At 56.2% G+C, this 25,731-nt stretch carries 34 protein-coding genes; 22 read left to right on the forward strand and 12 right to left on the reverse strand.

Going from position 1 to position 25,731, the window contains the following annotated elements:
- Positions 1-5 precede the first annotated feature (5 nt).
- The 5 genes from BW921_RS05960 to hisB all read right to left on the reverse strand — a co-directional run bounded on the left by BW921_RS05960 (position 6) and on the right by hisB (position 4,499).
- Complete coding sequence (locus tag BW921_RS05960) at positions 6-1,373, reverse strand: hypothetical protein (protein WP_148688973.1); 1,368 nt, start codon at positions 1,371-1,373, stop codon at positions 6-8.
- A gap of 53 nt (positions 1,374-1,426) precedes the next feature.
- On the reverse strand, positions 1,427-2,041 hold the full coding sequence (locus BW921_RS05965; protein ID WP_148688974.1) for a hypothetical protein: 615 nt from the start codon (positions 2,039-2,041) through the stop codon (positions 1,427-1,429).
- A 2-nt stretch (positions 2,042-2,043) separates the two neighbouring features.
- The gene (locus BW921_RS05970) at positions 2,044-2,730 is read right to left on the reverse strand and encodes a hypothetical protein (protein ID WP_168168802.1); all 687 of its coding nucleotides are present in this window, start codon (positions 2,728-2,730) and stop codon (positions 2,044-2,046) included.
- 187 nt (positions 2,731-2,917) lie between these two features.
- A complete protein-coding gene (locus BW921_RS05975) occupies positions 2,918-3,889 on the reverse strand; it encodes a UDP-N-acetylglucosamine--N-acetylmuramyl-(pentapeptide) pyrophosphoryl-undecaprenol N-acetylglucosamine transferase (protein ID WP_148688976.1) in 972 nt (323 codons plus the stop codon).
- A gap of 4 nt (positions 3,890-3,893) precedes the next feature.
- Positions 3,894-4,499 (reverse strand): imidazoleglycerol-phosphate dehydratase HisB, encoded by a 606-nt coding sequence (gene hisB / locus BW921_RS05980; protein WP_210400503.1) that lies wholly within the window; start codon positions 4,497-4,499, stop codon positions 3,894-3,896.
- A 64-nt stretch (positions 4,500-4,563) separates the two neighbouring features.
- Between hisB and BW921_RS05985 the strand changes: the two genes are divergently transcribed.
- Both BW921_RS05985 and BW921_RS05990 read left to right on the forward strand, forming a co-directional pair.
- Positions 4,564-4,908, forward strand: a complete 345-nt coding sequence (locus tag BW921_RS05985) for an OB-fold nucleic acid binding domain-containing protein (protein WP_148688978.1) — start codon at positions 4,564-4,566, stop codon at positions 4,906-4,908.
- Entirely contained in the window at positions 4,880-5,695 is an 816-nt protein-coding gene (locus BW921_RS05990; RefSeq protein ID WP_148688979.1) for a hypothetical protein, read from the forward strand. Before BW921_RS05985 ends, BW921_RS05990 begins: the two co-directional genes overlap by 29 nt.
- Here the strand turns inward: BW921_RS05990 and BW921_RS05995 are convergent.
- From BW921_RS05995 to BW921_RS06005, 3 genes are all read right to left on the reverse strand, one after another.
- Complete coding sequence (locus BW921_RS05995; protein WP_148688980.1) at positions 5,686-6,609, reverse strand: transcription initiation factor IIB family protein; 924 nt, start codon at positions 6,607-6,609, stop codon at positions 5,686-5,688. The two genes, BW921_RS05990 and BW921_RS05995, sit on opposite strands and share 10 nt — an antisense overlap.
- 15 nt (positions 6,610-6,624) lie before the next feature.
- A complete protein-coding gene (locus BW921_RS08065; RefSeq protein WP_148688981.1) occupies positions 6,625-6,906 on the reverse strand; it encodes an H/ACA ribonucleoprotein complex subunit GAR1 in 282 nt (93 codons plus the stop codon).
- A gap of 80 nt (positions 6,907-6,986) precedes the next feature.
- A complete protein-coding gene (locus BW921_RS06005) occupies positions 6,987-7,463 on the reverse strand; it encodes a 4Fe-4S dicluster domain-containing protein (RefSeq protein ID WP_148688982.1) in 477 nt (158 codons plus the stop codon).
- A 28-nt stretch (positions 7,464-7,491) separates the two neighbouring features.
- Here BW921_RS06005 and BW921_RS06010 point away from each other — a divergent pair, with 28 nt between their 5' ends.
- From BW921_RS06010 to BW921_RS06035, 6 genes are all read left to right on the forward strand, one after another.
- Positions 7,492-7,884 carry a hypothetical protein gene (locus tag BW921_RS06010; RefSeq protein ID WP_148688983.1) on the forward strand — a complete coding sequence of 131 codons (393 nt, stop codon included), beginning with the start codon at positions 7,492-7,494 and terminating at the stop codon, positions 7,882-7,884.
- A 31-nt stretch (positions 7,885-7,915) separates the two neighbouring features.
- Positions 7,916-8,851 carry a PhoU domain-containing protein gene (locus BW921_RS06015; RefSeq protein ID WP_148688984.1) on the forward strand — a complete coding sequence of 312 codons (936 nt, stop codon included), beginning with the start codon at positions 7,916-7,918 and terminating at the stop codon, positions 8,849-8,851.
- Positions 8,852-8,862: 11 nt separating this feature from the next.
- On the forward strand, positions 8,863-9,579 hold the full coding sequence (locus BW921_RS06020; protein WP_148688985.1) for a hypothetical protein: 717 nt from the start codon (positions 8,863-8,865) through the stop codon (positions 9,577-9,579).
- Positions 9,580-9,591: 12 nt separating this feature from the next.
- The gene (locus tag BW921_RS06025) at positions 9,592-9,828 is read left to right on the forward strand and encodes a hypothetical protein (RefSeq protein WP_088335999.1); all 237 of its coding nucleotides are present in this window, start codon (positions 9,592-9,594) and stop codon (positions 9,826-9,828) included.
- A gap of 41 nt (positions 9,829-9,869) precedes the next feature.
- A complete protein-coding gene (gene argJ, locus BW921_RS06030) occupies positions 9,870-11,033 on the forward strand; it encodes a bifunctional glutamate N-acetyltransferase/amino-acid acetyltransferase ArgJ (RefSeq protein ID WP_148688986.1) in 1,164 nt (387 codons plus the stop codon).
- 232 nt (positions 11,034-11,265) lie between these two features.
- Positions 11,266-12,504, forward strand: coding sequence for a TIGR00300 family protein (locus BW921_RS06035; RefSeq protein WP_148688987.1), 1,239 nt, complete (start codon positions 11,266-11,268; stop codon positions 12,502-12,504).
- Here BW921_RS06035 and BW921_RS06040 read toward each other — a convergent pair.
- Positions 12,476-12,730 (reverse strand): hypothetical protein, encoded by a 255-nt coding sequence (locus tag BW921_RS06040; protein WP_148688988.1) that lies wholly within the window; start codon positions 12,728-12,730, stop codon positions 12,476-12,478. The two genes, BW921_RS06035 and BW921_RS06040, sit on opposite strands and share 29 nt — an antisense overlap.
- Positions 12,731-12,762: 32 nt before the next feature.
- On the opposite strand from BW921_RS06040, the gene BW921_RS06045 reads away from it, so the two are divergent.
- From BW921_RS06045 to BW921_RS06055, 3 genes are read left to right on the forward strand one after another with little or no spacing between them, the layout of a single operon-like run.
- Positions 12,763-13,746: a 2-phosphoglycerate kinase gene (locus BW921_RS06045; RefSeq protein WP_148688989.1), complete on the forward strand. Its 984-nt coding sequence runs from the start codon at positions 12,763-12,765 to the stop codon at positions 13,744-13,746.
- A 6-nt stretch (positions 13,747-13,752) separates the two neighbouring features.
- Entirely contained in the window at positions 13,753-14,169 is a 417-nt protein-coding gene (locus BW921_RS06050) for a CBS domain-containing protein (RefSeq protein WP_210400444.1), read from the forward strand.
- A complete protein-coding gene (locus BW921_RS06055; RefSeq protein ID WP_148688990.1) occupies positions 14,148-14,396 on the forward strand; it encodes a hypothetical protein in 249 nt (82 codons plus the stop codon). Before BW921_RS06050 ends, BW921_RS06055 begins: the two co-directional genes overlap by 22 nt.
- Here BW921_RS06055 and BW921_RS06060 read toward each other — a convergent pair.
- The 3 genes from BW921_RS06060 to BW921_RS06070 are packed head-to-tail and all read right to left on the reverse strand — an operon-like array spanning position 14,393 to position 17,011.
- Positions 14,393-15,277: a hypothetical protein gene (locus BW921_RS06060; protein WP_148688991.1), complete on the reverse strand. Its 885-nt coding sequence runs from the start codon at positions 15,275-15,277 to the stop codon at positions 14,393-14,395. The genes BW921_RS06055 and BW921_RS06060 overlap by 4 nt on opposite strands.
- A gap of 3 nt (positions 15,278-15,280) precedes the next feature.
- Positions 15,281-15,826, reverse strand: a complete 546-nt coding sequence (cyaB, locus tag BW921_RS06065) for a class IV adenylate cyclase (protein WP_148688992.1) — start codon at positions 15,824-15,826, stop codon at positions 15,281-15,283.
- A gap of 6 nt (positions 15,827-15,832) precedes the next feature.
- The gene (locus BW921_RS06070; RefSeq protein ID WP_148688993.1) at positions 15,833-17,011 is read right to left on the reverse strand and encodes a chloride channel protein; all 1,179 of its coding nucleotides are present in this window, start codon (positions 17,009-17,011) and stop codon (positions 15,833-15,835) included.
- A gap of 41 nt (positions 17,012-17,052) precedes the next feature.
- Between BW921_RS06070 and BW921_RS06075 the strand changes: the two genes are divergently transcribed.
- The 11 genes from BW921_RS06075 (at position 17,053) to BW921_RS06125 (ending at position 25,725) form a co-directional block, all read left to right on the forward strand.
- Positions 17,053-17,373, forward strand: coding sequence for a cupin domain-containing protein (locus BW921_RS06075; protein ID WP_148688994.1), 321 nt, complete (start codon positions 17,053-17,055; stop codon positions 17,371-17,373).
- A gap of 267 nt (positions 17,374-17,640) precedes the next feature.
- Complete coding sequence (locus BW921_RS06080) at positions 17,641-18,357, forward strand: hypothetical protein (protein WP_168168803.1); 717 nt, start codon at positions 17,641-17,643, stop codon at positions 18,355-18,357.
- A 7-nt stretch (positions 18,358-18,364) separates the two neighbouring features.
- Positions 18,365-18,967, forward strand: coding sequence for a hypothetical protein (locus BW921_RS06085; RefSeq protein ID WP_148688996.1), 603 nt, complete (start codon positions 18,365-18,367; stop codon positions 18,965-18,967).
- A 9-nt stretch (positions 18,968-18,976) separates the two neighbouring features.
- Positions 18,977-19,831 carry a triphosphoribosyl-dephospho-CoA synthase gene (locus tag BW921_RS06090; RefSeq protein ID WP_168168804.1) on the forward strand — a complete coding sequence of 285 codons (855 nt, stop codon included), beginning with the start codon at positions 18,977-18,979 and terminating at the stop codon, positions 19,829-19,831.
- A complete protein-coding gene (locus BW921_RS06095; RefSeq protein ID WP_168168805.1) occupies positions 19,803-20,339 on the forward strand; it encodes a hypothetical protein in 537 nt (178 codons plus the stop codon). Before BW921_RS06090 ends, BW921_RS06095 begins: the two co-directional genes overlap by 29 nt.
- A 160-nt stretch (positions 20,340-20,499) precedes the next feature.
- Positions 20,500-21,810, forward strand: a complete 1,311-nt coding sequence (locus BW921_RS06100; RefSeq protein ID WP_198324681.1) for a proteasome-activating nucleotidase — start codon at positions 20,500-20,502, stop codon at positions 21,808-21,810.
- Positions 21,811-21,897: 87 nt separating this feature from the next.
- The gene (locus tag BW921_RS06105; protein ID WP_168168806.1) at positions 21,898-22,608 is read left to right on the forward strand and encodes a GNAT family N-acetyltransferase; all 711 of its coding nucleotides are present in this window, start codon (positions 21,898-21,900) and stop codon (positions 22,606-22,608) included.
- On the forward strand, positions 22,590-23,312 hold the full coding sequence (locus BW921_RS06110; RefSeq protein WP_148689000.1) for a polyprenol monophosphomannose synthase: 723 nt from the start codon (positions 22,590-22,592) through the stop codon (positions 23,310-23,312). Before BW921_RS06105 ends, BW921_RS06110 begins: the two co-directional genes overlap by 19 nt.
- Positions 23,313-23,363: 51 nt before the next feature.
- Positions 23,364-24,695 (forward strand): FAD-dependent oxidoreductase, encoded by a 1,332-nt coding sequence (locus BW921_RS06115; protein ID WP_236953820.1) that lies wholly within the window; start codon positions 23,364-23,366, stop codon positions 24,693-24,695.
- Positions 24,692-25,207 carry a magnesium transporter gene (locus BW921_RS06120; RefSeq protein WP_148689002.1) on the forward strand — a complete coding sequence of 172 codons (516 nt, stop codon included), beginning with the start codon at positions 24,692-24,694 and terminating at the stop codon, positions 25,205-25,207. Before BW921_RS06115 ends, BW921_RS06120 begins: the two co-directional genes overlap by 4 nt.
- Positions 25,204-25,725: a magnesium transporter gene (locus BW921_RS06125; protein ID WP_088336017.1), complete on the forward strand. Its 522-nt coding sequence runs from the start codon at positions 25,204-25,206 to the stop codon at positions 25,723-25,725. Before BW921_RS06120 ends, BW921_RS06125 begins: the two co-directional genes overlap by 4 nt.
- Positions 25,726-25,731 lie beyond the last annotated feature (6 nt).

The following is a 25,731-nucleotide window of genomic DNA, read 5'->3' on the forward strand; positions in this document are numbered from 1 at the left end:
ACTGGCTACCCCCAAATGCACCGGGCTACGTCCGTGAACGTCACTATCCGAGACACGACCACCCCGTGGCGTCTCAACTGCTTCACCATAGAAGGTACGAGATTCACCTCGCGATCGACCTCGGCTCCCAGTTCGACCCGGTAGACGCTCCCCATCTTTTTGACGCCGAGGACTCCAACCACACCGCTTGTAGACTTCAGGGATTCGGTTAAGTCGCGTGGGGAACCGTACAGGACTCGCAGCTCCAAGATGTACCCGCGAATTTTACGGACCTTCGCTTTGGGAACCCGTGGTTTGATGCCACACTTCGTTTTCACACAGGCCGTTACGCGGCCGCCGGTGACGCGGATAGAAACCGCTTCCACTCCCGGAATTCGCGACAGTTCGGCGAGTACTTCCGCTGGGTTCCCGTCCGACACGTCGACTCGATAGTAATCGTGTTTCGATGCCATCCCTAACGTGGAGCGTAGCAGTTCCGCTACTGGGAGATGGGGCACGAGCATGCCGAGTAGGCATAACGATACCGCCAGTATGCCCCTTCGAGTGATCCTGTCGGTTGTGGATGGGAGCAGAGAGGATAGGAAAACCGTCCAGAGGTACGTCAACGTATGATACGTCGGTAGGTAGAACAGGACTTGGCGGAACGCGTCCAGACCTCCTAACACCCCGAGCGAGGTTATCGGTGGAGCGACGGTTCTGATCCTCGAAGCTAAGAATATCGACAGACCCACGACGGACGGGTTTGCCAACGGTCCGCCGTCCAAGCACCCGAAGCAGAGCAGGAACCCCGCAATCGACAAGATGACGGCTTTTTCGGTCCGGTCGGATCGTAAAGGCACTATCCACGCTAGTACTACGTAAGCTATCGCCAGCAAGGCGAATACTGGAAGTGGTACCCACGGTGGTAGCACGGACGACAGGGGTATGCCGCAGTGGAATTCGATTTTAGGTTCTCCAAATATTGCCGAAATCAGCGTTCCGAGACACGCCTTCACGGCGTGACAGTGGTAAAGGGAGGACGTCTCTGGGCGCTCCGTTAGCGTGACTATACAGGTGCCTAAGCCCGGGCTGAACCCGGCTTCATACGTCATCAGTATCTGGAGCACCGGAGGCACCGCTAGGATGGCCACTATCAGCGCGTACGTCACCCAAGTATCGATCTTCGGGAGGGGTATCCGTGAACGGTACGGGAGTACGAGGAAAAGCAGGCCGAGGTGTAGGAGAAACATGACGTCCTTAGCTTCAGTTGACCCTAATATTACTGGGTAGAGCGCATCGTGCACCCTCCATTTGACCTCGGAGTCGGAGATCAGGACTACGGCGGCCAGTGTCAAACATGCGGCCGATAATAAAATCGGCCCACGGATTCTCACCGTTGGTTTGCCCGTTATTCCGTCTTTCCCTACCGCCTATTAACGTTCCCCGGTCATAGAACGTATCCCCACTTTACCGGCGTCACGTTGGCGATCCCCACAGGCTTTAGACCGGCTATCTTCAGTGCGCCAGTAATCGAGTAAGCCACCGGGTACTCCTTCTCTAACGAGGCGACTTCGAATACGTACACCGAACCTCGGCGTTCCACTTTGAATACTGCGAGAATCGTCGGAGCACTCGCCACTTTGCGTGCAGCTACACTCGCCGGGATCTTCGGATCCTCCGTGGCAACTTCAACCACATAAGCGTTCACGGAGTTCAAGAATACTGCCGGTGCTTTTCCGAGACCCTCTTTCCTTAACGCCTGACTCAGTTCTTGCGTTAAATCGTACTTCGACACCGGAGTGGGCGCCTTCACTATGATATACGCGTCACACGATGAAGGCGCTGTTCTAACTCCTCCCACCCTGATCACATAAGGACACTTAAGCAGTGCCCGTTTAACCTCCTCGGGCTTCACCGACCCCTTGACGTTTGTAATCGCCACGTGATAACACCCGACTCTGGCTCCCTTTGAAGAGATCGACCACTGGTAAGCTATCACTCCCATCAACGCACCGATAGAGGCCGCCGAAATGAGTAGGACGGCTACGATTTTAGTCCTCAACACTACCACCCCTGCCTCCTTGCGATCGCGGTCATCAGGAAGAGGGCCACCGCCCACACTACGGAGTATGGTGCTAATGGGGATGTTAGGTACCAAACTACACGAATCGTCGCCTGAAGGAGCATCGGTGTCAGGCCGATGAGGACGGCGATGACCACGTATCGTCGTATGGGAAGCGGTCTTAACGTCCACACGATGAGCATTCCTAGTCCGATAACCATCGGTTTACACATGAACCCTCCATCTACTGCTCCGAGCACTACGAGAAATCCTGCCCACGAGAGTAGTAGCGATTCGACCGCACTCCCGCGCTTGAGGAACACAGCCAATGGTGATAGGATGGCTAAAACCACGTATGATGCGATTACGACGGCGGTGAAGATTGTGGCGGCCCATGTGGGCATGAACTTAGACAGAACAGACCCATAGTGGTACTTAGTCGGAATCGGACCTATGATGTAGTTCATGATCTTCCCTACACACGCCTTGAGGGAGTGGGTGTGAACCAGCGAGGAGGTCTCACCGACCGACGATCCTCCGGATACGACGACCAAAGTACCAGCTTTCAGGCCGTACGGGGTGTTGTATTGTAGTATCATCTGGGCTAGGTAGGGACTAGTAATGATCAGAAGCGTAATACATAGTATCAGTCTCCTCGAAGCGAGGGTCTCGGTCCATCGACTCGGCATCGAGGGGAATGACCAAAGCAATAGGCACATCAGCCCGAGATGGGCTAGTAGTATAGCAGGTTTAGCCTCGGTGGATCCCGTTAGAAGTGGGTAGAAGAACTCCCTAAAGATTCCATCGAGAGGCGTATCGGTCAGAATAAGGGTGGCAGAGATCAAGAGTAACACGATCGATGCGGCGAAGTAGGGATTACTCGGCTTTGAAGATCTCTTCGACGATCTCCGCGACGGCGCTTCGCCCCCTTCTTATGAGCCACTCTCCGCGCGGCTTGCTGGCCATTTGGACGGCGTCCTCTGTACCGGAGCTTTCGCTTAAGTACATTACCGGTACGCCGGACTCTTCGGCGATCCAGTGACTCAAGTGCGTGGGATGCACTTCCGACACCTTCACGGCCTTCTTCGCCACCACACAGGCTTCTATCGTGACCCCGAACCCTCCGGTGAACACTACCGTATCGGCTAGCATCATTACTCCGGGTAAATCTACGAATTCCCGAACGCACTCGAAGCCCTCTGGAGGACTTACCCTGAACGGCACCACCACGGGGTCGTGATCCTCGAGATCGAGGAGCAGTCGTCGAGCTCCTTCCTCCGTGATGTCGCCACCCAAGCATACCAGTACGCGACCTTCGTATTCTTCCGGTACGGGTCCCGGAATACGACCGGATAGGTGACGATCCGCCAGGTACTGAGCTAACGGTGCCCCGGAAACCACCTTAGTTTCAACTCCTGCCCGTCGTTCTAGTACTTCCGCCCACCTTTCCGAGAAGGGCACCAGTACGTGTGTCGCCCATCGGACGGCCTCCACGGGGTTGTACACGTCCATCTCCAAGTGTACTGAAGGGATTCCAAGTATCCGAGACGCTATCAGAGACTTCCTAGCGTCCCCGGTGTTACCGGATGAGAGTACCACTGAAGCACGCTCCGACGCCAGAGCCCGTACGGTCCGTATTAAGTCAACGGAGAATCCTATATACCCCAGTAATCCTTGCCTCCTTCGGGGCTTTCCCAGCCGCTCCGTCTCGATACCTTCCCATTTTAGTACCTCGACACCACGTCCGTGCCCGTAGACTGTTACTTCCCACCCTTCCTCTAGGAGTCGCTCCCACACCGGGAGGAGGTTCTTGGCCGGAGACGGTTCTACGAGGCTGAAAACTTTCATCCGCTCACCCGCGTCGGAGTGTTCCTTTAGTTGATGGCACCCCGTCATCGACTACTTCCTTCGCTGCGCCGAGCGCGCGGCCTACAGCCTTAAACATGGCTTCGATGGCGTGATGGTCGTTGTCCCACCACCGCACCGCCACGTGCATGGTTACACCGGCGTGATCGCAGAAGCTCTTCCAGAAGTGTGAGACGTTCTCCGTGGACAATGGGGGACAACCGATTTTATCGCGTCGAGGTTGATACCCCCTTAGGACGAAGTAGGGCCTCCCGGAGATATCTACGGCACATTCCACCAGCGCTTCATCCATGGGCACCAGCGCCCATGCGATTCGTCGGATACCCTCGCGATCTCCGAGTGCTTTGTTCAAAGCTTTACCCAAACATATACCGACGTCCTCGACGGTATGATGATCGTCGACCTCTAGGTCGCCTCGAGCTTTAATCTCAACATCTATGCGTCCGTGAAAGGCGAACTGGTGCAGGAGGTGGTCGAAAAACGGAAGACCGGTGTCGACCTTGGCGTGACCGGATCCGTCTAAGTTCACGCTCACCTCAACTTCCGTTTCCTTCGTCGTACGCTTGACATCCGCCGTCCGCACCGAGTCCACCCCATTGCAAACGTCGGTCGACGGCAGTAAATAACGCGAGTGTACGGCTCGATTTAGGGTCCTCATGGAGAAGACGATCTCCATAGTCTGCATCACCCTAGGTGCCGTGCTACTTTGGATGTCTTCCGGTACTTCTCATCAGGTGATCGGGGCTAGAGAGTTGCAGTCGACAGATGACGGAACATTAGTAAGGATCAAAGGCGAGGTGATGCAGGTGAAGGCAGTGAGCGGCGGCGCGGAAGTTGTCATTCTAGACGCGGGGGACGGGACGGTGACTGTGTTCCTCAGTAGGGAGGCCGCAAGTACTTTGGCCCCGAGCCCCGGAGAATCGCTGGAAGTGGTAGGAAGAGTGGAAGAATATCGAGGGCGGAAGGAAGTCCGTGTGGATTCGTCAGTACGTGCTCGGTAAGGCTCTCATCGTCGTGATCATCGCGACGCTGACGGTTCCGTATTTCGTGTTCTATGGTAAGCCGCGCGGTCCCGGGTACCCTACGGAGCTGTACGGGTATCGGATCGTACTGAAAGATCCGGCGCTCGCGGTGGTGGACGTGGAACCCAGACGGACCCTGCTGTTCAGGCACACGCTTACGGTGTCCGATGAGGGTTGGTCCGTGTATCCTGTTCTCGATATACCTCCACTGATACTCGTGCGCGCGGAGCGCATGGATGCCCTCGAAACGGTTAAGAGGAACCTGTGGGCGGTTGTACTGCAGGAGGGAGCTGGACGTGTGTTCATGCCCGACGAGTTCGTTGAGGGTGGTGTTCCGGGACTCATCACAGGCATAGCCGGCCAGGCTTGGGCCTGGAAACATCTGAAATGGGCCAGAGAGTTCGGAGTTATTCACGGGCTACGTCGGTACGCTAAGGAGGTAGGACCCGAGCGCGTTTCTACCGCTATCTTAAAAGAGTATAGGAAGGCACCGTGGCGGGCGGTCCTAGATTTCTGTTACATGATGAAGAACAGCGAAGTAGGGAGATTCCTACGCTCACGTGGGCTTTCCTTCAGGGATTTCCTCACCAGTAAAGATCCGAAACTAGTGGCGGAAGTCCTAGTCGTGTTGGACCTGGGGAGGCTTGACAAGCGAGTAGTTAAGGAAAGAATACGGTACGTGTTGGATGCAAGGGCTTACCCCATCCCTAAGCTGGAAGAAAAGATCATGGATAAGGCGGCGCATGAGCTGCTACATCATGGATGAAGCTCGATCCCGAGGGCTTCACAGATCTCCTTGTATCGGTTTCGGATAGTAACTTCAGTAACTCGAGCAACCTCCGCGATCTCCTTCTGAGTACGTCTCTCTCCCTCAAGAATAGACGCTATGTATAGTGCAGCCGCGGCTACACCAGCCGGTCCCTTACCCACGGTGATGCCTTTCTCTTTGGCCTTCTCGATAATCTCTTGAGCCTTAGCCTGGACGTTCTCGGAGACCCCTAACTTTGAGGCGAACCTGGGCAGGTGATCGGAGGGTTCAGCCGGCTTCTGCTTCAGGTTCAGCCGACGTTGCAGTACTCGATAAGCCCGGAGTACCTCGTTTTCATCCGAGACTCCAAGCGCCTCCGCGATCTCGCGGGCAGTCCGGGGCACGCGAGCTTCTTTGCACGCGGCGAACACCGCAGCTCCCAAAACGCTCTCTATGCCGCGGCCACGCACGATCCCTTCTTTGTACGCCTTCCTGTATATCGAGGCGGCGAGTTCCCTGACCGACTCGGGTAGCTGGAGCTTGGACGCGAGATTCTCCAGCTCCAGAAACGCCTGGAAAAAGTTCCTTTCCCTACTTCCAGATACTTTGATACGTGCATCCCAGGTACGGATGCGCCGCATCCGGGGGTTCTTTTTCCCACCGGAATCGCGCAACTCCCGGTCTATAATCGTGGATATTCCCTTATCCGGTAACCTCAGCTTAACGGGCTCTCCAGTTCGAGACCTCCGTTGCCTCTGGTCCTGGTTAAAATGCCGCCACTCAGGGCCGGGATCTATCACCGGATCTTCAGTGACCAGTCCGCAGTCCGCGCAGACGTACTCACCCCGCTCTTCATCGAAAACAATTTCTGCGGAACCACACACCGGACACTCTTCCGTGAGCTTCCCGGGATTCTTTCCAGAAGCAGCCATTCTCGATACACCCCATCATCTGCGGCGGCGGGGTCGACCCCGCCGCCTACGGGGAGGCCTCCGCCGCCGTTTAGGTGGTATGAAAAGCTCCTTCCCGACGAACCTCTCGAGGTGGTGTCGAGACTTATCTCGGACGGCCACGTAGGGCTTATCCGCAGGTCCAAAAACGTCTACAATAACACCTACGCGCTCACGACGGCGAGTTACAACGGGTGCCCCTAAAGGCGGTACGTGATCGGCCCTCGCGATGAGATTTCCCCTGGGCGTAACGTGGAGGGCGCGCCCCAGCCTGCGCATGACGACACCTCCTACACGTTACTGCTTAACTCGAAGTTTTTATCGTTTTTGGCACTCTAGAACCCACGACCCAGACTTCATTATCTGTTGGCACATTCCGAGCACACATCGAGTTTCTTGTTGCCCTTGAACTTCTTCCCACACACCTTACACGTACACTCGTACAGCTTTGCTCGCTTACCTTCGAGCTCGGCTTCCCTCTTGATCCGGCATGTCCTCTCTAGCTCTCGACGGAGGTAGAACCAGGTATCGCCGAACACGTCCCTACCACGCATTACCACTCTCCTGGCGACCTCGAGTCCATTGTCGTCACTATTATTCATAGCACGTACCATTGCACTCAAGAACTGACGCTCTCGATACCTGTAAAGGTCTATAGCGTCGTTGGGGCAGACACGCACGCACTTATCGCAAGCGTCACATGCCTCCAGGTCTGCGATGACCACCTCTTCATCCTTGATTTTCAACACTCCTCTCTCACAAACCTCAACGCAGAGCGCGCAGGAGGCTCCATCACATCTGGTCCGGTCGATCTCGATACGACGGACTACCTGCACCTATGCTCCCCCCCGGGGAGGATCGGAGTTGGACATAAGGGTTCGAGAAGATGACGGCGACGTGATCTTAGAGTTCTATGCGGAGGACGGCAAGTCGGTCGAAGTTTCAACGCGTGCGTTTTACACGGTAATATACCTGAACCGCCAGGATCCTATCGAGAAGACGAAGGAGTTGTTCATTAAGGTCTCGAAGATCCTCGGCGAGGAACAACCCGAGATCTCGGTGCGGCGAGAGGAGTACCCTTCGGGTCACATCCTGAATCCGTGGGTAGCCAACTCGGAGGGTGCTGACGACGTATGGCCGCTGGTCTTCGAGGTGAAATCGAAGGGTGGAGTAGCGTGGGAGTTCACGTTACTTGTTCCCGTAAGGTTGGAGGGCCGGCGACTCAGGGAGATACTTTTAAAAGTTTTCAGATCTTGATCGCCCGATCTCCCGCGGAGGTGATATCATCTTGTACCCGAGAGGGAGGAAAGCTACCCTCGCGGCCATCTTGCATACCATACTGCGGGACCGTCCCTCGACGCAGAAAGAGATCGCAGAGAAGGTTGGTGTCTCCCGGCGATATGTTACGGAACTCCTAAGACCGCTCATCGAAGAGGGCGCTGTTCGAAGGACGTACACAGTCGACATGTCGAAGCTCAGACGCCATTTCCCCAAATTATTCGAGGAGCTCGGAAACTTCCTGTACGAAGATGTAGAGATGCACTTAGAGGGCGTCCGACCCTACTTCAAACGCATGACTGACCTGACCCTCGAGCAAATCGAGACGGCTCTCATCGCGGTCGAGGAGAACCCAGAACAGGCTCCTAAGGTTATCGAGATGGACGAGGAAGTGAACCGATTGGACGAAGAAATACGTCTCTACGTCCGGACGCTTCCAGTTCTCCATCCTTGTGAGGAAGCTGGCAAGGTGGCGACCCTACTGCTGGAGATCTCGCACTGTATCGAGCGGATAGGGGACTACGCGTGCAACATCGCGGAGGTGGCTGAAACACTCGGGACACTGTCCGACCTGCAGTGCTGGAGGGACGTGCGCGAGGCCGCCCTGGAAGCTCGTAGAATGGTGGAAACCGCGTACAGCGTTTTCCTCGGTCGGGTGAAGAAGGAGGACCTGCGCGATGAAGCTGAAAAGGTATACTGCGCCGAAGATCGTGTCCACAAAAACATAATCAAGGCGTGTGAGAAGGCCGTTGAGGAAACGAAAGAGTTTCCTAAAAAGGCCGACCGGCTGTTCGGTCTTTCCCGGATCACGAAGGACATCGAGCGCATCGCGGATAAGGCCGTAGACGTTGTAGATTTCACGCGCGAGCTCGTGGAGGGTAGGCCTAGGGATCTCACACCTGAGCAAGAGATGAGGAGCACCCTACCCGCTGACGGCACTTATTAGGGGGGTGCCGGTTGTATTACATCGGGCTCGGCGGATTCGGCTGCCGGTTCTCCACTCACGCCTCAAACGCAGGTCTTGAGGTGATCCTCTGCGCGGGATCTAGAGGAGACCTACTGCGTGTATCGGAAGGCGAGAAAATCGAGGTGGCCAGCGGTATCGGGTTCAGTCGGGACTGGTGTAAGGCTTCCGAGGAGCTGCAAGAGCAAGCGGAGACTATCCGCGAAACGCTGGAAAGGGTGGGTGCTGAGGAACCCACGGTTCTAGCTTTCGGTCTCGGTGGAGCCGTCGGATACGCTTTAGCGCAGCAGATCCTGAAGGAGCCTCCGGTACCCTTCATCGTACTGACCACGGTTCCGGGAGAATCGGAGGACCCTCAGGTGCGTCGCAACGCCGCCGAGCAGGTGAAGAGCGTCCTGGGAGTGTCTATCAAGCTTCCCGTCCTCTGGGTGGACAACGCGTTAGGTGGGTATGAAAGGGTTAACAGGGTACTCGAGAGAACACTCCTCGACCTCCGAGACTTCCTGGGCGTGCCCGTGGAGGAGCTCCCGAACTTGGCCGGTAACTACGCGTTGTCACCTTCGATCTCCGGAGAGAGGGTGACCGGGGACGTCGTCAAGACATCGGCGGATGAGGTCAGGAAGCTGGTGGAGAGTAGAGAGCCAGAGGAACATGTGGTTCGACGCGAGCGCCGTGGGCCCGATCCGGAGTCGCTGAGAGAATTGTTCTAAGGGTGAACCGATATGTCGAGGAAAGCCAGAGTGACGCTCACACTCTCCGAGGATGCCTTGGCCCGGGTCCTAGCGACTAAAGACGCCCTCGAAGGAGACAGCATTTCGGCCACCGTCGGCAAGTTGGTGAAGTTCGGATTCGCGTACCTCAGGGAGAAGTTCCCTGAACTGTTCGAGGGTATAAACCTTGAGGAATACCGTGAGAAGGCGCGTGAGCGCTGGTTCGATTCCGGATCCTCTCGGTCATAGTTTTTAAACTCGGGTCAGAGGGGTCCCTCCAGGGAACCGCGTTGCGTGCACCTGAAGGCTTCCTTCTTGGTGGTATCAAACGCGAAGGTATAGGAGTTGGGTTAATCTTCTCGGAGCGTCGATGTGCCGTAGCGGGCACCTTCACTGAGAACACCCTCCGCGCCGCTCCGGTGGAGTACTCCGAGGAGGTGTGCGAGCGAGGTGTCGCCCGCGGAGTGATAGTGAACAGTGGTCACGCCAACGCGATGACGGGTGAGGATGGATATCAAGACGTACTGCGCACTGCGGAAGCGATCGCCGAGCTAACGGGGGCTCCGGAGGACGAAATAGTGGTGTGTTCTACTGGCGTGATCGGTGAGCGACCCCCTGTCGATAAGATTGTGGAGTACGCGCGCGAAGTTTGGGAGGATATGGGATCCACTGAACGGCACGTTCTGGAGTTTAGTCGGGCCATCTTGACCACAGATACTGAGGAGAAAATAACTTTGTACGAGGGCGATGGTTGGTCACTCCTCGGAATCGCGAAGGGTGCTGGTATGATACATCCGAACATGTCCACTATGCTCGCATTTTTGCTCACCGATGTGGGAGTGAAACCAAAAGAGCTTCAGATGTGGCTTCGTGAGGTCGTGAACGACACATTCAACATGATAACGGTAGATGGAGATGAGAGCACTAATGATTCCGTAGTGCTGCTAGCGAACGACAGCTCGAACCTCAAAGTCGGCAGAGATGTCACTATCACGGAGTTCCAACGCGCCCTGGAAGAGGTCTGTACGGAGCTCGCTGAGAAGATTGTACGAGACGGTGAAGGGGCGACGAAGCTAATGATAGTACGCGTACACGGTGCGAGTAATGAAGCAGAGGCTCGGCGTGCGGCCCGCGCGATAGCATCCTCAAACCTGGTGAAGGCGGCGCTGTTCGGCGAGGATCCGAACTGGGGACGGATCGGAGCCGCCATCGGGGCCGCACGCGTCGACGTCGATCCTGACGAGTTACAGATAGCTTTCCGCAGCTCAGAGGGCGAGATAGTGGCCTACGAAGGAGGTCCTGTGGATTTTGACGAAAAGAAGGCTAAGCGCGTTCTCTCCGCGAGCGAAGTTGAGATTGTGGTGGACTTAGGAGTAGGTGACGCGTCCGCCCGCGCGTGGGGGTGTGACCTAACGTACGAGTACGTGCGGATCAACGCGGAGTACAGGACCTGACCACCTCCCGTCTTGAGGGATGAAATTTTTCGGGGGCGGTTCATAGTCTCTCTGTTCGGGATCACGCCTCTCACTGTGCAGTCAGTCGAGCCGAATGCATGGGCAAATAACAGGTAGGTTCGTGGCGATTCCGGATCACCGATCAATTCGTGGTCGCTCGGAACCCGAGAATGAGAACCCTCTTCCCTTTCAACCCAAGAGGAGGATCGCTAAGGGCGTGAGGGGGCCTCACTTGACCGACAGGGAGGAGGTGGTAGAACTCCGAGGTCACATCATCGACTCACTCATTTTCTCACGGGTACTGGACACTATCATGGAGATGGGTGGAGATTTCGAAATATTGGAGTTCAAGGTTGGGAAGCGCAAAACGGACCCCAGTTTCGCGAAGATTCTCGTCAAGGGGAAGGATCCTGAGCATCTTAGGGAGATAATCTCCGAACTGCGTAAGTATGGGGCGATTCCAGTTCATACGCAGGAAGTCCGACTGGAACCGGCTCCGGCGGACGGTGTCTGTCCCAGGGGCTTTTACACGACTACGAACCACCGAACGTTCGTATTTTTTGACGGCGAGTGGATCGAGGTCGAGGATATAGAGATGGACTGTGCGATCGTGATTTACCCGGAGGAACGCAGGGCAGTGGCTAAACCTATCCGGGAGGTTCGCGAGGGAGAGTTGGTGGTGGTAGGAGATAGAGGAGTGCGCGTGAAGCCCCCCGAGAGACCTCGAGGTAGGACTGGAATCTTCGGCTTCATGGAGAGCGAAGTCTCACCTGAGAAGCCCACACTAACGCTAATCCGAAGGATAGCTGAAGAACTAGAATGGCACAGAAAGAACGGGAAAGTCGTGGTAGTCGTTGGCCCTGCTGTAATTCACGCTGGAGCCCGTGATGACTTAGCGTGGATGATCAAAGAAGGGTACGTGGACGTACTCTTCGCTGGTAATGCTGTGGCTACGCACGACGTCGAAGCTAGTTTATTCGGGACATCACTCGGCGTGGATTTGGAGACGGGCGAGCCAGTAAAGGGTGGACATAGTCACCACCTTTACGCCATCAACGAGATCCGACGAGTGGGTGGATTACGCGAAGCCGTTGAGAAAGGAATCCTAAAAGATGGGATAATGTACGAGTGCATCGTCAACGATGTTCCGTACGTGCTGGCAGGCTCGATACGTGATGATGGTCCTATCCCGGACGTAATTACCGACGTCATGGAAGCTCAAGCGGAGATGCGACGTCACCTTAAGGGGGCCACCCTAGTGCTGATGATGGCGACGATGCTTCACTCGATCGCTACCGGCAACCTCTTGCCTTCCTGGGTCAAAACTATCTGCGTAGATATCAACCCCGCGGTAGTTACGAAGTTGATGGATCGAGGAACCGCCCAGGCTCTGGGAATAGTGTCCGACGTCGGAGTGTTCCTACCGGAGCTCGTGAAGGAGCTCAAGAGGATCCGCGACGACGAGGCTTAGTCCACTCTTTTATCCTGCGTTCGGTAAGTTCTTCCATCACCTTTTTAGCCTCTTCCAGCGCATCCTTCGTCCCCCTGAAAGCTAGGACTGTTGTCTTAGTTCCTCCACGTTCAATCTCCCGTTGCACGACTTTCACGTCGCACCTTCGCTCCACCTCAGCGATCACATCTGCCGGGACGCCTAATGGTATTATCATATCATACTTCTTAGTGTCTCGTTCGGACACCTTCGACGCCCCCCCCCAAAGGGGGATAGTCGTTGTCGGAAAAAAGTAGCCGGAAGGAGCGAAATGAGAAGACGAAAAGAGAGACCACTAGACAGGGAAAGCATCGCCGCATTAGGGTCAAGTCTAGGCACTACGAAATGCCGTTTTCTCGAGGTGTTCTCGCCAGGTCCCTAACAGCGATCGGCGTCGAGCCTCACAAAGCGTACGAGATAGCACTCAAGATCAAGGAAGAGTTGCAAGAGGAAGGCATAGATAAAATTAGTACTGATGAATTAGCCGATATAATTCGGACTAAACTTGAAGAAATCGATGAGACGTTGGCGGAACGCTATGAGCTATGGAGGAGGATTAAAAAGCGTGAGGAACCGATAATAGTCTTAATTGGAGGAGCTTCTGGTGTCGGTACATCTACGATAGCTTCTGAGGTAGGACACAGGCTCGGTATTACGAACGTTATCGGCACTGACGCTATTAGAGAAGTAATGCGTAGAGTTTTAGCAGAGGAGTTGTATCCGACTCTCTATGAGTCTTCGTACACAGCTTGGAAGCGATTGCGCTATGAACCCGCCGAAGATCCTGTGATTACTGGGTTTCTTGACCACTCCGAACCAGTGGTGGTTGGTATTGAAGGGGTTGTGAATCGATCGATCAATGAAGGTATCCATGTGATTGTAGAGGGCGTTCATATCGTTCCGCGATTGATTAAGAGGGAGATTCTCAACTACCCAAACGTGTTCGTGTTCATGCTCTCCGTAGAGGATGAAGAGGCGCATAAGTGGCGCTTCTACGCCAGGTCTAGGGATACAAAACTCTCACGGCCCGCTGAGCGGTACTTGAAGTACTTCGAGGAGATCCGTAGAATTCACGACTTCCTCGTGGAGGACGCCGAAGAGCACGATATCCCAGTGATCAACAACGAGCATATCGATGAAACGGTGGACCAGATCGTGAGCTACATATCCTCTAAACTCTTGAAGGGTGAAAGAGAGCTATCCAAGAGCGTCTCCTGGTGGTGATGTACTGTGACGTTCCGCGAGGAGTTACTCGGTTGCAAGGTCGAGGAACTGATGACCAAAGACCCCATCACCGCGTCTCCTCAAGTTGGAGTGATAGAAGCGTTCGAGATCATGCTAAAGCATGATATTGGAGCACTGCCAGTAGTGGACGATGAGGGTAGGCTTATAGGACTCGTAACCCGGACTGATCTCGGGCGCGCCCTCCTGGAAGACGAGTACGAGCCCGGAACCACCATCGAGGAGGTGATGGAAAGGGACGTGATAGTAGTTCACCCGGATGATACTCTACTCGATGCCCTGAAACGCATGACGTCCACCCCCGAGGGCATATATAATCAGCTCCCCGTAGTCGACGATGAAGAGAAGCTTGTGGGAATACTGACGGATGGGGATATCCTCAGGTGGATAGCGAAAGAACTGTGAAGGTCAGAGTGCGGAAGGCGCCGGAGGAATTACTTTCGCTGTTACGCAAGTTAGGGCTCTCAATCGCCCGGACCGAGAACGGTTACGAGATTAGTGGTCCTAAATCTCGGCTTCTGGTGGCCCTTCAACATATACCGCCCAAAATGGCTATCCTGGCCCGTGAGACCGTCGAAGAGTTAAGACAGGTGGTTGGGGTGGAAAAGCCCAGATTATCTCACCGCCGTTAGAACACTATGTACTTACCACGTAATATATCCCGGTCTACCACGTATATGCGCTGCTTAACGCCTGAATTCGATATCCATAGTGCTAAGGTTAAATGCTTAGATTTTGCATGTTCTGGCAATACCATCACCATGGCCATTCTATCTCCGAAGTTTATGGTTCGATCGCCAACTTTCTCCTTTCCTGGCCCTAGAAGGGTTAGTTTTGCGGTCCCTAATCGTGCGATCAGCTGCTCGATTACGAGGCAACCTCTGGCACCCGTGGAGTGTAGGGCACGCTCGATACGTTCTTCTATGAGCGTGTGTTTGCCGTCACTTACGTTGCACAGTACCTCTCCGACCACTGCGTTGTAACGTACTTTCAGCTTCGGCCCATCCATCAACCGATTACCAAGCTCACGACGTATCGCCCGCTTGATGGCGTTAACGTCGGGCTTTCCGTCGTACGATGCCTGGAACACGAACTTGGACCCTTTAATCACGGTGCCCCTGGCGTCCAGTACCTTGTCTTTCAACCGCTTCTCGATTCGCTTTTTCACATCTTCCGGATCCGCAGTCAACGGGACTAGAGCGTCCACGACGAAGACCGTGTACCCCTTGATCTTAACTTTCCTGACGTCTACGTTCTCCACACCACCCGCACAGCTTACGGCGCTCTTCACGTCGGATGTCTTGACACCGGGCTTAGGTACGGCTAGGTATCGGACGACCGACACTTGGTAATCCTTCACTATGCTCGCATCGACCGTTCCCTCGGCCGCAGCTACGGCACTCTGTCCTCCCATCATGAAGGAGGGGATCGCGGATAGCACCATCATGGCCGCGAGGAATATTATTCCAGCGGTGACGATGGACCTCCTGTGCCTTCGAATCCAGCCGAACAACGATCACTCCCCCTGGTCGAGCAGCATCTCCAAGTACGAGTGACGTACTCGCTTGCCCTCGACTTTCAGCTCCTCCAAGATACTTACCAAAAGCTCCTCTTTTTCCTCGACCTCTGACTCGTCGTCCGCCTCACACTCCAGCTCGAGAAACGTGCCGAGACCTTTCACATCATCCAGCGCCGCTACAACTTTTTCTCCGTTCACTTCGAGCGTGTAGACCGTCCTAAGCTTCTTTACTTCCGCGTGCTCTAGCGGCTCGAACCCTAGATGACGAAGGATGGCGTCGGCGGTCTCGAAATCGTCGACTACCACTTCTAACTCCACCCGTGACTTCTCACGCCCTACCTTCGGTCCCTTGTAAGTTAGTGCGACTTTATCGTCGGAGCGGCGCAGTCGAAGTGCTTCATCCGTCTCTGCGAAGTCACGGCAAGGATGCTGGTAATACAGGTCCCGCTGCCGGACGGTTCTTACTTTCTCTCCGAGCTCTTCCAGGCGCTTCCGCACGTCCTCGGGGTTCTTCAGTTTAACCTTAACCTCTACCTCGTACACACCGGATCACCTCCTCTTCATCCCGATAACAACTTCGGGTTTCAAGAGCTGATACCCCAGGATCGCTCCCAAAGCGGCCGGGACGGCGCAGTCGATGCCGAACAGCTCGATGACCAACACAGCGGACGAGATCGGAGCGTTGAACGTCGCAGCCAAGAACGTAGCGATGGCCGTCGCGGCCCCGGCTGGAGCGGACGGACCCAGCGTTTGACCTAGAAAGGAGCCCAAAAACGCGCCCACGCACACTGTCGGTGAAACCAATCCCGCGGGTGTTTCACTACCGACTGTTAGCGCGGTGGTCACCATTTTACCCAGGAACGATAGTAGCGCTTCTTCGGCTCCGATACGGCCTAAGGCGGCCTTCGAGGCGTAGTCCAATCCCAACCCTACGGCCGTAGGAATAGCGATTCCCACTGACGCTACCCCTAGTCCTGCCAGGAGAGAACGCACGGGTTGACTAGGTACGGATTCGACGAACAGTCGACGGGCTTCCTTGATGCACCGGCTGTACACGTAAGCGAGTAACGTCGCCACTACAGAGATCACCAAGAGTTCCGGCAGGTGATGTGGGCTGTAATGATAAGGGGCGTTCCTCACGAGCAAGTAGCGCTTTCCTAAGGTCGAAACGTACACGGAGTACCCGGCAAGACTGGCTATCGTGCTGGGAAAAAGTACGACGTAGCGGGACCTTACGCGAATGACTTCGATGGCGAACAGGGCCGCCGCCAGCGGTGCGCACAGGACCCCAGCCACGCCTCCAGAAATTGTCCCCAGCACGACACATTTTCTCTCCATCTCCGACATTCTTAGCTTCGAAGCCACGTAGCATCCTACGGATACGCACGCTTGGGCACAAGGCCCTACTTGACCGCCACTACCTCCCCCGCCGATGACGAGACCCGCAAGTACCAATTTAGCTATTCCTCTGATGGGATTCGCGGGCTCGTTCGGGAATCCCCGGACGACTATCTCCATTCCGGTCCCTCTGAGCTCGGGATGTAGTGCTGCTAGGGTGCCGGCCAACAGCATGAACGCCGGGATGACTAACATCTCGCTCCCGACGACCTTCTCCACCGTGCTTATAATTGAAGAGATGGCGACGGCACACGCTCCGCCGATAACACCCAAAGCCGCGGCCAAAACCGTCCACCGGGCGACGTAAATCAACGCCTCCGTCGACAGCAACTCTTCACCTCCGTAGCCTCCGCGTTGGGGGGTTCTCGTCGGTGTGGACCCTGACGGTAAGTGCTGAGAGGGAACACGGACCGTGCGGACGCGTGCGAGAGTTGTACTCGAACGACAAGGTCTCCGTGGCAGAAGTGAGCGTTCAGGGTGAAGGGGAAGAGCATTACCACCGACGCACGTTCGAGGTGTACTATGTGATCGATGGTCGTGGGAAAGTGGTACTGAACGGTCGTCCCGTCGACGTGGGACCGGGGGACGTCGTCGCCATCGAACCGGGGATAAGGCATAAGGTGGTCGGCAACCTGAAGATGTTGGTGGTGTGCACCCCCCCGTTCGACCCGGAGGATGTGTACCTGGTATGATGAGCTAAGCCTACGCCGACCTAGTGGGGAGTGAGGATACGGGTGAGCTGCCTGACCCATCTCTCGTGTTTATCGAACTTAGGTTAAGGGTTCCCGAGGAGGTACTATCGTCCCTGGATCCGGATTCCGATGAGTACTGCGACAGAAGTGAGGATGTCGTCGAAATTCTCGCCGAGGGGTTTGGAGCGGCGAAATGCGCCGTCGAGGACGTTCTGCGATGCGTAAAAGCTGGTACCGATACGCTCGAAATCGTCAGGGGGAGCGAGAGTGCAACCACTGACGAGGAGGAACAAGAACGAGCATCCCGCGGTTCTCGACCCGGATCGCACGATTGTCTTAGGTGACGTGACAGTGTCCCGAGAAGCGGTGATAGGACCGGAGGTTAGACTGGGACCGGACGCCGTCGTACGAGGTGCTGTGATATCTGGACGTTGTGTCATCTACAATTGTGAGCTCGGACGTTGCGCCGTAGGTCCCAGGACCACGGTTACGGGCGATGTTGGGGATGGAGTCACAATTCACTCGGGCACGATTCTAGGGCAGCTCCGTGTGAGCGGGGAGATCGAGCCACCCGAAGTGGGTGAGGGAGCCTTCCTGGGGCCCGGGGTTTCCGTTCTTCCGGGGACGGTCATAGGTCCAGAGTCCATCGTGATGCCCGACAGTGTGGTGACCGAGCGTGTGCCGCGTCGCGGGGTCGTCAGCGGAAATCCGGCGATGCCCACGGGAATGGTCGTCGACGCGGAGACGTTGATTCTGGAGTTCGATGGAAAGCGGCTGTTACTTGAGGGAAAACGGGGAACCGCCTTTGACGTCAAGTTGAGCGACGGCGAACTCAAAATCACCGAAGGGAGCCCCGATAACTTCGGAGCCGTGCTTGAGAAGGACGTGGTGAAGGTGGTCCGCATGGGGCACGTGATACCCTTACCCGCTAGTCGACCTTTTTCCATCCCGTTGCACGTACTGGAGGTACGAACGAAGGGGTAAGCGGACGGTGCCGGTCCGCGAGTCACTGCTAATAGATACCGATGTGCGCCGCTCGCTAGTTCTCGGGTCCGTGTTGGAGAAGTGCGAGGTGGAAAGAGCAGCCGTGCTGGGTACTGTCGCCCGGGATAAGCGGTTCGAACACGGTGTTTTCGTGGCCGGGAAGCGGGTGCCAGGCGAGGTAATCACAGTAGAGGTGGAAGTTTCAAGGGAAATCGTACGCTCGGGATCTGTGGAAGTCGACCTCGATCCCACGGACCAGGATCTGGTGGCGGTGGTTGCGGACGTAGGAGCAACCGGGCTCATCTCGGATCTCACCGGATTACAACCTGAGCGCCGTGGGTTCCACGCCCTGTTCGCTTTCTCGGGTGAGTTACCAGCCCGAGTACGGAAGAGAGTGGTAATCAACCTGGACGTGTTCAGAGAATGTTGTCCGTGTGCCCTATTGGAGATCGGTGACGTGAAGCTGAGGTTTTTGGGAGGTCGACAGGTGTTCGATGAAAGGTCCAGACTGTCGTATACGGACGTCCTTGCCGTCAGGGACGGTAAGCCGATAGCATCTGCATGGAAGTCGGCGTCCAGAAGCGTCATCTCCAAGCTGGGGACCAGGTGAGGGACCGTGGTGAGGACAGTCAGAGAGCTTCCGATGCTGTTTTGCGAGTCGGTCGCACTGGAGGTACTCTCCGGGCCGAAACCGGGATTAGTGGACCCCGTCTCTCCTAGCTCCCACGAGGATATGGGGCCCCGTGAGTTCCTCGCGTGCCTTCCTGAGCTTCGGAGGTGTCTAGAGGAGGCTCTAAAGCTGGGGATAGATGGTGAACCAGTAGACGAGTTAATCCGGTCCCTTCCCGCGTGGAACGTGGACGTGATAACAGCTTCTGGCGGACCCAACTCCGTGCGCGGGATAGTGTTCTTAGGGTCGGTGTACTGCTACTCGGCTGGGTTCGAAAACGACCCGTTCCCGTTCGGTCGCATCCGCGTCGTCGGAAGGAGGTGCACGGAGGCTCTCTGGAACCGGTCGGAAACCAAGTGCGGCCGAATCCGGATCAAGGAACGGTTGGCCGGTATCTTCGGCGAGGTATCTTCCGGAATGGCTACGGCTCGAGGGGTATCCTTACCGGTCCTACGGGCCACGCTGCGGGCGGGAAGGCCCCTAGAAGAAGCCGTAATACACTCGGTGTTGGCCTGCATGTCAACGTTAGAAGACGCCGGGATTCCCCGGAAACTGCGCGACTGGGTGAAACAAAGGGCCTCGGAAGTTCTACGCGCCGGAGGTCCGTCCACCGAACGGGGTCGTGCGGAGCTGCACAAATTCGTGTACGAGTGCGCTGAACGTGGGGTGAGTCCCGGTGCCTCGGCCGACGTTACGGTCGTCGGGCTCGTCCTTCTATTCGCGAGGTGGGGTAGGGACATCGTATCCCCGTATCGTGATCCTTCACGGAGGTGGAGTGGCGGAGCTGTTGGACGGGACTCTTAGGCTTCTAATACGGTCGGATGGAACCCGGGCGGTCGCGTCCGAGGGAGACGAGAAGTTCTTAAAGACTGACGAAGCCGAGGTCAGCAGGGAGTTAACACCCTTCGAAGCTTACCGGGAGATATGCAAGAAACTGGACGCGTCCGTTGTCGAGCTACCCGAAGACGTAGGACATCCTGTCGACCCTGAGGTGGGATATCGGGTCCTGGAACTTCTGGAGAGCCTGTGGGACTCGGGGTTCAGGCGCTTGGGTGTTTTGGGAACCGTCGGGTGCGGTGCGCCCCTCCACGATATCGAGGTCGGGAACCCGGTTGGGTGGACCAGCGTTCGGGTTTCGAACCCAGGTTCAGATCTCGACCTTGTGGTCCCCCACCGAGATTACTTACTAGAGATGTCATCGTCTGGTTTCGAAACTGTAAAGCGTTTCTCCGACCGAGTGATAATGTCTCCCGTGGCGTTCACCGGGTTCACAACTCCCAGAGTCGAAGTCCGGTTACCCAGGGGGTGTTAACTTGACGGAAAAACTTGACAGCATGTTGCCCAAAACCGCACAAGGTTCGAACTTGAGCGATCTGAAGAACCTCCGCGATGCGTTGGATAAGTTTTCCGAGATCGAGCCGGATCTGGACGTCGAGTCACTGAAAGCTACGCTGGACGATCTGATTACGCTCATGGAAGAAACAGGCGTGAAAGACGTTAGGGATCTCTGCGAAAAGTTTCTGGACTTCAAGCGCGAAAAGGAGCGGCTAGAAGAGCTCCTGAAGGAGTACTTCAAGCGATTGGAGGAGTTAGAGCGGAAGCTGCGAGCTCACGAGGAGAAGCTCCGCATCGAAGCCCGTCGTCGTAAGACCCTGGAGAAGGAGTTGGAGATGGAACGTGATGAAAAGGCCGAGCTGCGTGAGGAGCTACGGCGTAAAGAGGTTATGATCGAAAAGCTCCGTAGTGACCTGCAGCGAATGAAGAAGCCACCGCTCATCGTGGGTACCGTCGAAGAGATCCTCGACGACGGTCGCGTGATAGTGAAGAGTTCCACGGGTCCGAAGTTCGTCTCGAACGTGAGCCCTACCGTGGACAGAAACGAGCTCGAACCTGGTGCAAACGTGGCCCTCAACCAGCAGAGCATGGCTGTGGTGGATGTGCTACCGTCGGAGAAGGACTCACGTGTACTGGCGATGGAGGTGGACGAGTCACCCGACGTGTCGTACGACGATATCGGTGGTCTGGACGAGCAGATCCGCGAAATCCGGGAGGTCGTGGAGAAGCCGCTCAAGGAGCCCGAATTGTTCGAGAAGGTCGGTGTCGAACCTCCGAAGGGAGTCTTATTGTACGGTCCACCGGGCACCGGTAAGACTCTGCTTGCCAAAGCCGTAGCGAACCACGCCGATGCCACCTTCATCCGGCTCGCCGCACCGGAACTGGTCCAAAAATTCATCGGCGAAGGTGCTAGGCTGGTGCGGGAGCTGTTCGAACTCGCACGCGAGAAGGCCCCGAGTATTATCTTCATCGACGAGATCGACGCGATCGGTGCCAGGCGAATGCGGGACGCGACGAGCGGAGACCGCGAGGTCCAGCGCACGCTCACCCAGCTGCTCGCGGAAATGGACGGCTTCGACCCGCTCGACGACATCAAGGTCATCGCAGCTACGAACCGGAAGGACATCCTAGACCCAGCCCTGCTGCGACCGGGTCGGTTCGACAGACACATCAAGATCTCACTACCAGACGAGGAGGGTCGGTATGAGATCTTCAAGATCCACACGCGCGACATGAACTTGGCCGAGGATGTCGACCTCCAGAAGCTGGCGAAGATCACCGAGGGTGCCTCAGGTGCGGACATCAAGGCCATATGTACTGAGGCAGGTATGATGGCTATACGCGAGGACCGTGACGTTGTCACCATGGATGACTTCCTGAAGGCTGTGGACAGGGTCATGGGTAAGAAGGAAGAAGAGAGCGGAGAGTTCAAGCGCGCGTACCACTGATGCGGAAGCTCCTCGATTCTCCGATAACAATCCCTCTTCCTAGGATGACGAGGCGGTTGCTGGCGGATCAGACAGGGATGATGAATAGTGGGCGAGCGGACTGTCGCGTGCTACGGACCTTACGTCGTTAAGGAGATCAGAACGAACCAGGATAACCTAGACGCGATCCGTTCGTTACTGAAGTCCGCTGAGCGCCGTGGTCCTGGAAACGTTGGAGAAGTGGTTCCTCTCGACGTCTTCGACACGGATCGTGGACTAGCCTCCGATCGCACCAGGCTGCTGGTGGCTTTTCGGGAGGAGGAGATCGTCGCTTGTGTCGCCGCAGATCCTCGGGAACACATAGGTTCCGGTCCCAACCCCCACAATGTCTTCGGCCTCGTAGTGTCTCCTGAGGTACGTACTAGGTACCAGTTGGGACACGTCATGCTGGCCGCCGCCCTGAAAACGCTCCGGGAAGAGGGTCTGAAGGTTGCACGAACAACTCCAACAAGACGCGCCTTACCGTTCTTCACAGGTATCCGTGCCGATCCCACTCATGTGTACCGGGAACTCGAGGTGAGGCTTAGGTGGTACCGTAAGACCGGGAGCGAGGAATACTTAGAGCTGACTAGGGTACCGAGGGAGGTCCGTGAAGAGCTGGAGCTACTTCGAATTCGTACGGTGAACGTGCGGAGGGATCCCACACCGTTTCACCGGTTGGATCCGGAAAAACCCGTGCACGTTTTCAGGTCGGGTGTCCGTTCGTTCACCCTCATAGTATCGCTGGGGGAACGGAATTCATGGTCGACATCAGCGTGATATTGCCCACGTACAACGAGCGCGAGAATCTTCCAAAGGTGATTCTCAAGATCGAAGAGGTAGTGGAGAAAGAAGGCTGGACCGCTGAGATTCTGGTAGTTGACGACAACTCACCCGACGGAACGGCGGAAGTGGCCCGAGAACTATCCAGACAGTACGGCAACATTAAGGTGATCGTGCGCGAGGAGAAGCCTGGATTAGGTCTAGCGTACAGGAGAGGGTTCCGCGAGGCCAGGGGCGATGTGATAGTATGTATGGACGCCGACGGTCAACATCCACCCGAGTGTCTTCCTAACATCGTGAATCCGGTACTAGATGGGGAGTGCGACTTCGGATTAGGGTCCAGGTACGTTGAAGGATCCGTCGTTGAGAACTTTCCGTGGTACCGTAAGTTGAATTCTTGGGGTGCACGCATTGTTGCACGCTTGCTCCTCAAACTTCCATACCGCGATCCGACGAGTGGGTTCCGTGCTATTTCCCGGAAGATATTGACCGAGAGCCGACCGTTCGTGTCCGAAGGTTTCGAGATACAGGTCGAAACGCTCGCTAAGGCCCATCACATGGGCTACACCGTGCAAGAGTACCCGTTCTTGTTCCGACCCCGAGAGCGGGGTTCCTCTAACGTAAATGTCCGTCAGATACTGAGGTATCTCAACGGAGTGTGGAGGATCAGGAAGGACTTGAAGCAGCGTGGGCTCCTGTAAACGTTTTCACATACCTGCTCCGGATGGCCCAAGGGCAGTGGATTGCGCGTTGTGGTGGTAGGAGGAGGAGCCGCCGGCGTCGTAGCCGCTCGGACTGCTAGGGAACACGGCGCCGACGTGGTTCTAATCTCGGCGGATGAGCATATCGCGTACTCCCCTTGCGCCATCCCATTCGTAGTCTCTGGGGAGATAGAACGGCCGGAAGATATCCTGATGCGCGATCCTGCTCACTACGAGCGCCTCGGGATCGACGTCAGGCTGGACGTGAGGGTTGAGGAAGTCGATCCCGAAGAGAAGGTCGTGACTACCGAGGACGGTGACACCGTCGAATACGACTCGCTGGTTCTAGCTACCGGTGGAGAGCCTCTAGTTCCCCCGATTAAGGGTTCCGACCTGGGTGGTGTCTTCACCGTCAGGCGGTTTTCGGATATCGAACCCCTACTCCGAGCCGTTCGGGAATCGGAGCGAGCTGTGATAGTGGGAGCAGGACCCATCGGTGTAGAAATGGCGTACGCACTTCACGAACGCGGGTTAGAGGTTACGCTGGTTGAAATGCTTGATAGAGTTCTCCCACAGTTCCTCGACGATGATATCGCTGCGATACTGCAAGAGCGGATGGAAAAGGAAGGCATCAGAGTACTTCTCGGCTCGCCTGTGGAGGCTATCGAAGGCGATGATAGAGTAGAGGCCGTAGTGGTGAACAGTGAAGAAATAGAGACCGACCTCGTCGTGATGGCGGCTGGAGTGAGACCGGCAACTGACCTCTTTGAAGGCATAGGGGCCTCAGTCCTACCCTTCGGAGTTGAAGTTGACCCAGCCCTTCGAGTCAAGCGCGAGGACGGTGGTGTCTTCGACGATATATACGCGGCCGGGGATTGTGTGGCCGATTGGTGTCCCATCACGGGTGAGCGAGTTCCGAGCCAGCTTGGTACGGTCGCCGTTCGGCAGGGCAAGATCGCCGGGAGAAACGCCGCTGGAGGTCCCAGAGCGACTTGGATGGGCACCCTCAACACCACGGTGATACGTGCGTTCGATTTAGAGGCAGCGGGTGCGGGGTTGACACAGACCCGAGCCGAAGAGTTAGGACTGGAAGTAGTTTCGGCTACCGTCGAGACGACCACCAGGGCCAGGTACTATCCGGGTGGCGAGCCTATTGCGGTCAAGTTAATAGCTGACGCGGACACGCACCGTGTCGTCGGAGTCCAATCCGTCGGAGGGGAACGTGTGAGAGAACGCGTCGACGGTGTCGCTTTGGCAATCCGTCTGGCGGCTAAAGTGGAGGACCTCCTGAGCTGGGATTACTCCTACTCGCCTCCGGTTGCTCGGGTTATAGAACCCATATACGAGGCCGCCGAGCTCCTTAGGGAGGAGCTTCACTCATGAAGCGCTTCCTCAGAGACCTTTCCGCCGCCACAGCATCACTGACGGTCTTGGTCCTCATGGAATCGTTCACGGGGATTACACTCGAATCCCTGAAGCATCGGTGGATGCATCATCCTGAATTCTTGGCGATGCTTCCGGCTCTCATGGACTTTCGGGGTAACGTGGCTCTTGCTCACTCCGCCCGTACCGCTACGGCAACCCACCTGGGTGACGAGGAGAAGGCACTGCAGAGCTCACTGGCGGTTCTTCTAGTCGGTCTCATGGTGCCTCCGGTCATCGGCTTGGTCGTCTACTACGCCTACGGAGGTGATTTGAGTACCCTCGTAGGGGCCGCGTTCCTTACCGTACTGTCGGTTACCGCAGTCGTAACGCCAGTAACAGTCGGTATCGTTCGCGTGGCGGCGATGTTGGGTTTCGATCCGGATCATGTCGCTCCGCCACTGACAACGGCTCTCTCGGACGTACTGACTGTGGTCCTCCTGTTCACGATTGCGGAGGTGATGGTCGGTTGAGCGGTGTATGGGGAGGAGTTCTCAGGATCCTCCGATCGATGTTGATGATTTCCATAATTCTCGCCGTCTGGAGCTCTTTCACGGGCTCGCTGCTGGCTAAATGGGAAGCCAAGCTCGAGCATAACCCCGGTCTAGCCGCGCTCCTTCCGGTCCTAATGGCGGCTGCCGGTGCCGCAGCTGCGTCGTTCGGTAGCCGCCTTTCCACCCATTTGCACTTAGGAACATTTACGGTATGGGCGGTATTGAGAGACGCATTGGTACAAGGTTCGGCCTTGATGTTGGTAATCGCGGGCTACGCCGGTCTCGTGACCGTCGCGTTCTCCGGTCGACCGTCTCTGATCCTGTTGGCCGTTGAGTCGACGGGGTTAACGTTCTTGACCTCTACCCTCGTGGCTCTCGGCTCGGCGTTCACGAGCGTAAGACTAGGGATGGATCCCGACGACGTCGTTGGTCCTATCGTAACGACGGCCGCGGATTCCGTCGGAATTATACTCGCCCTAACCCTGGCTCCGGGGTAATGACGT

The sequence above is a fragment of the Methanopyrus sp. SNP6 genome, assembly GCF_002201895.1.
Classification (GTDB): domain Archaea; phylum JAADCQ01; class Methanopyri; order Methanopyrales; family Methanopyraceae; genus Methanopyrus.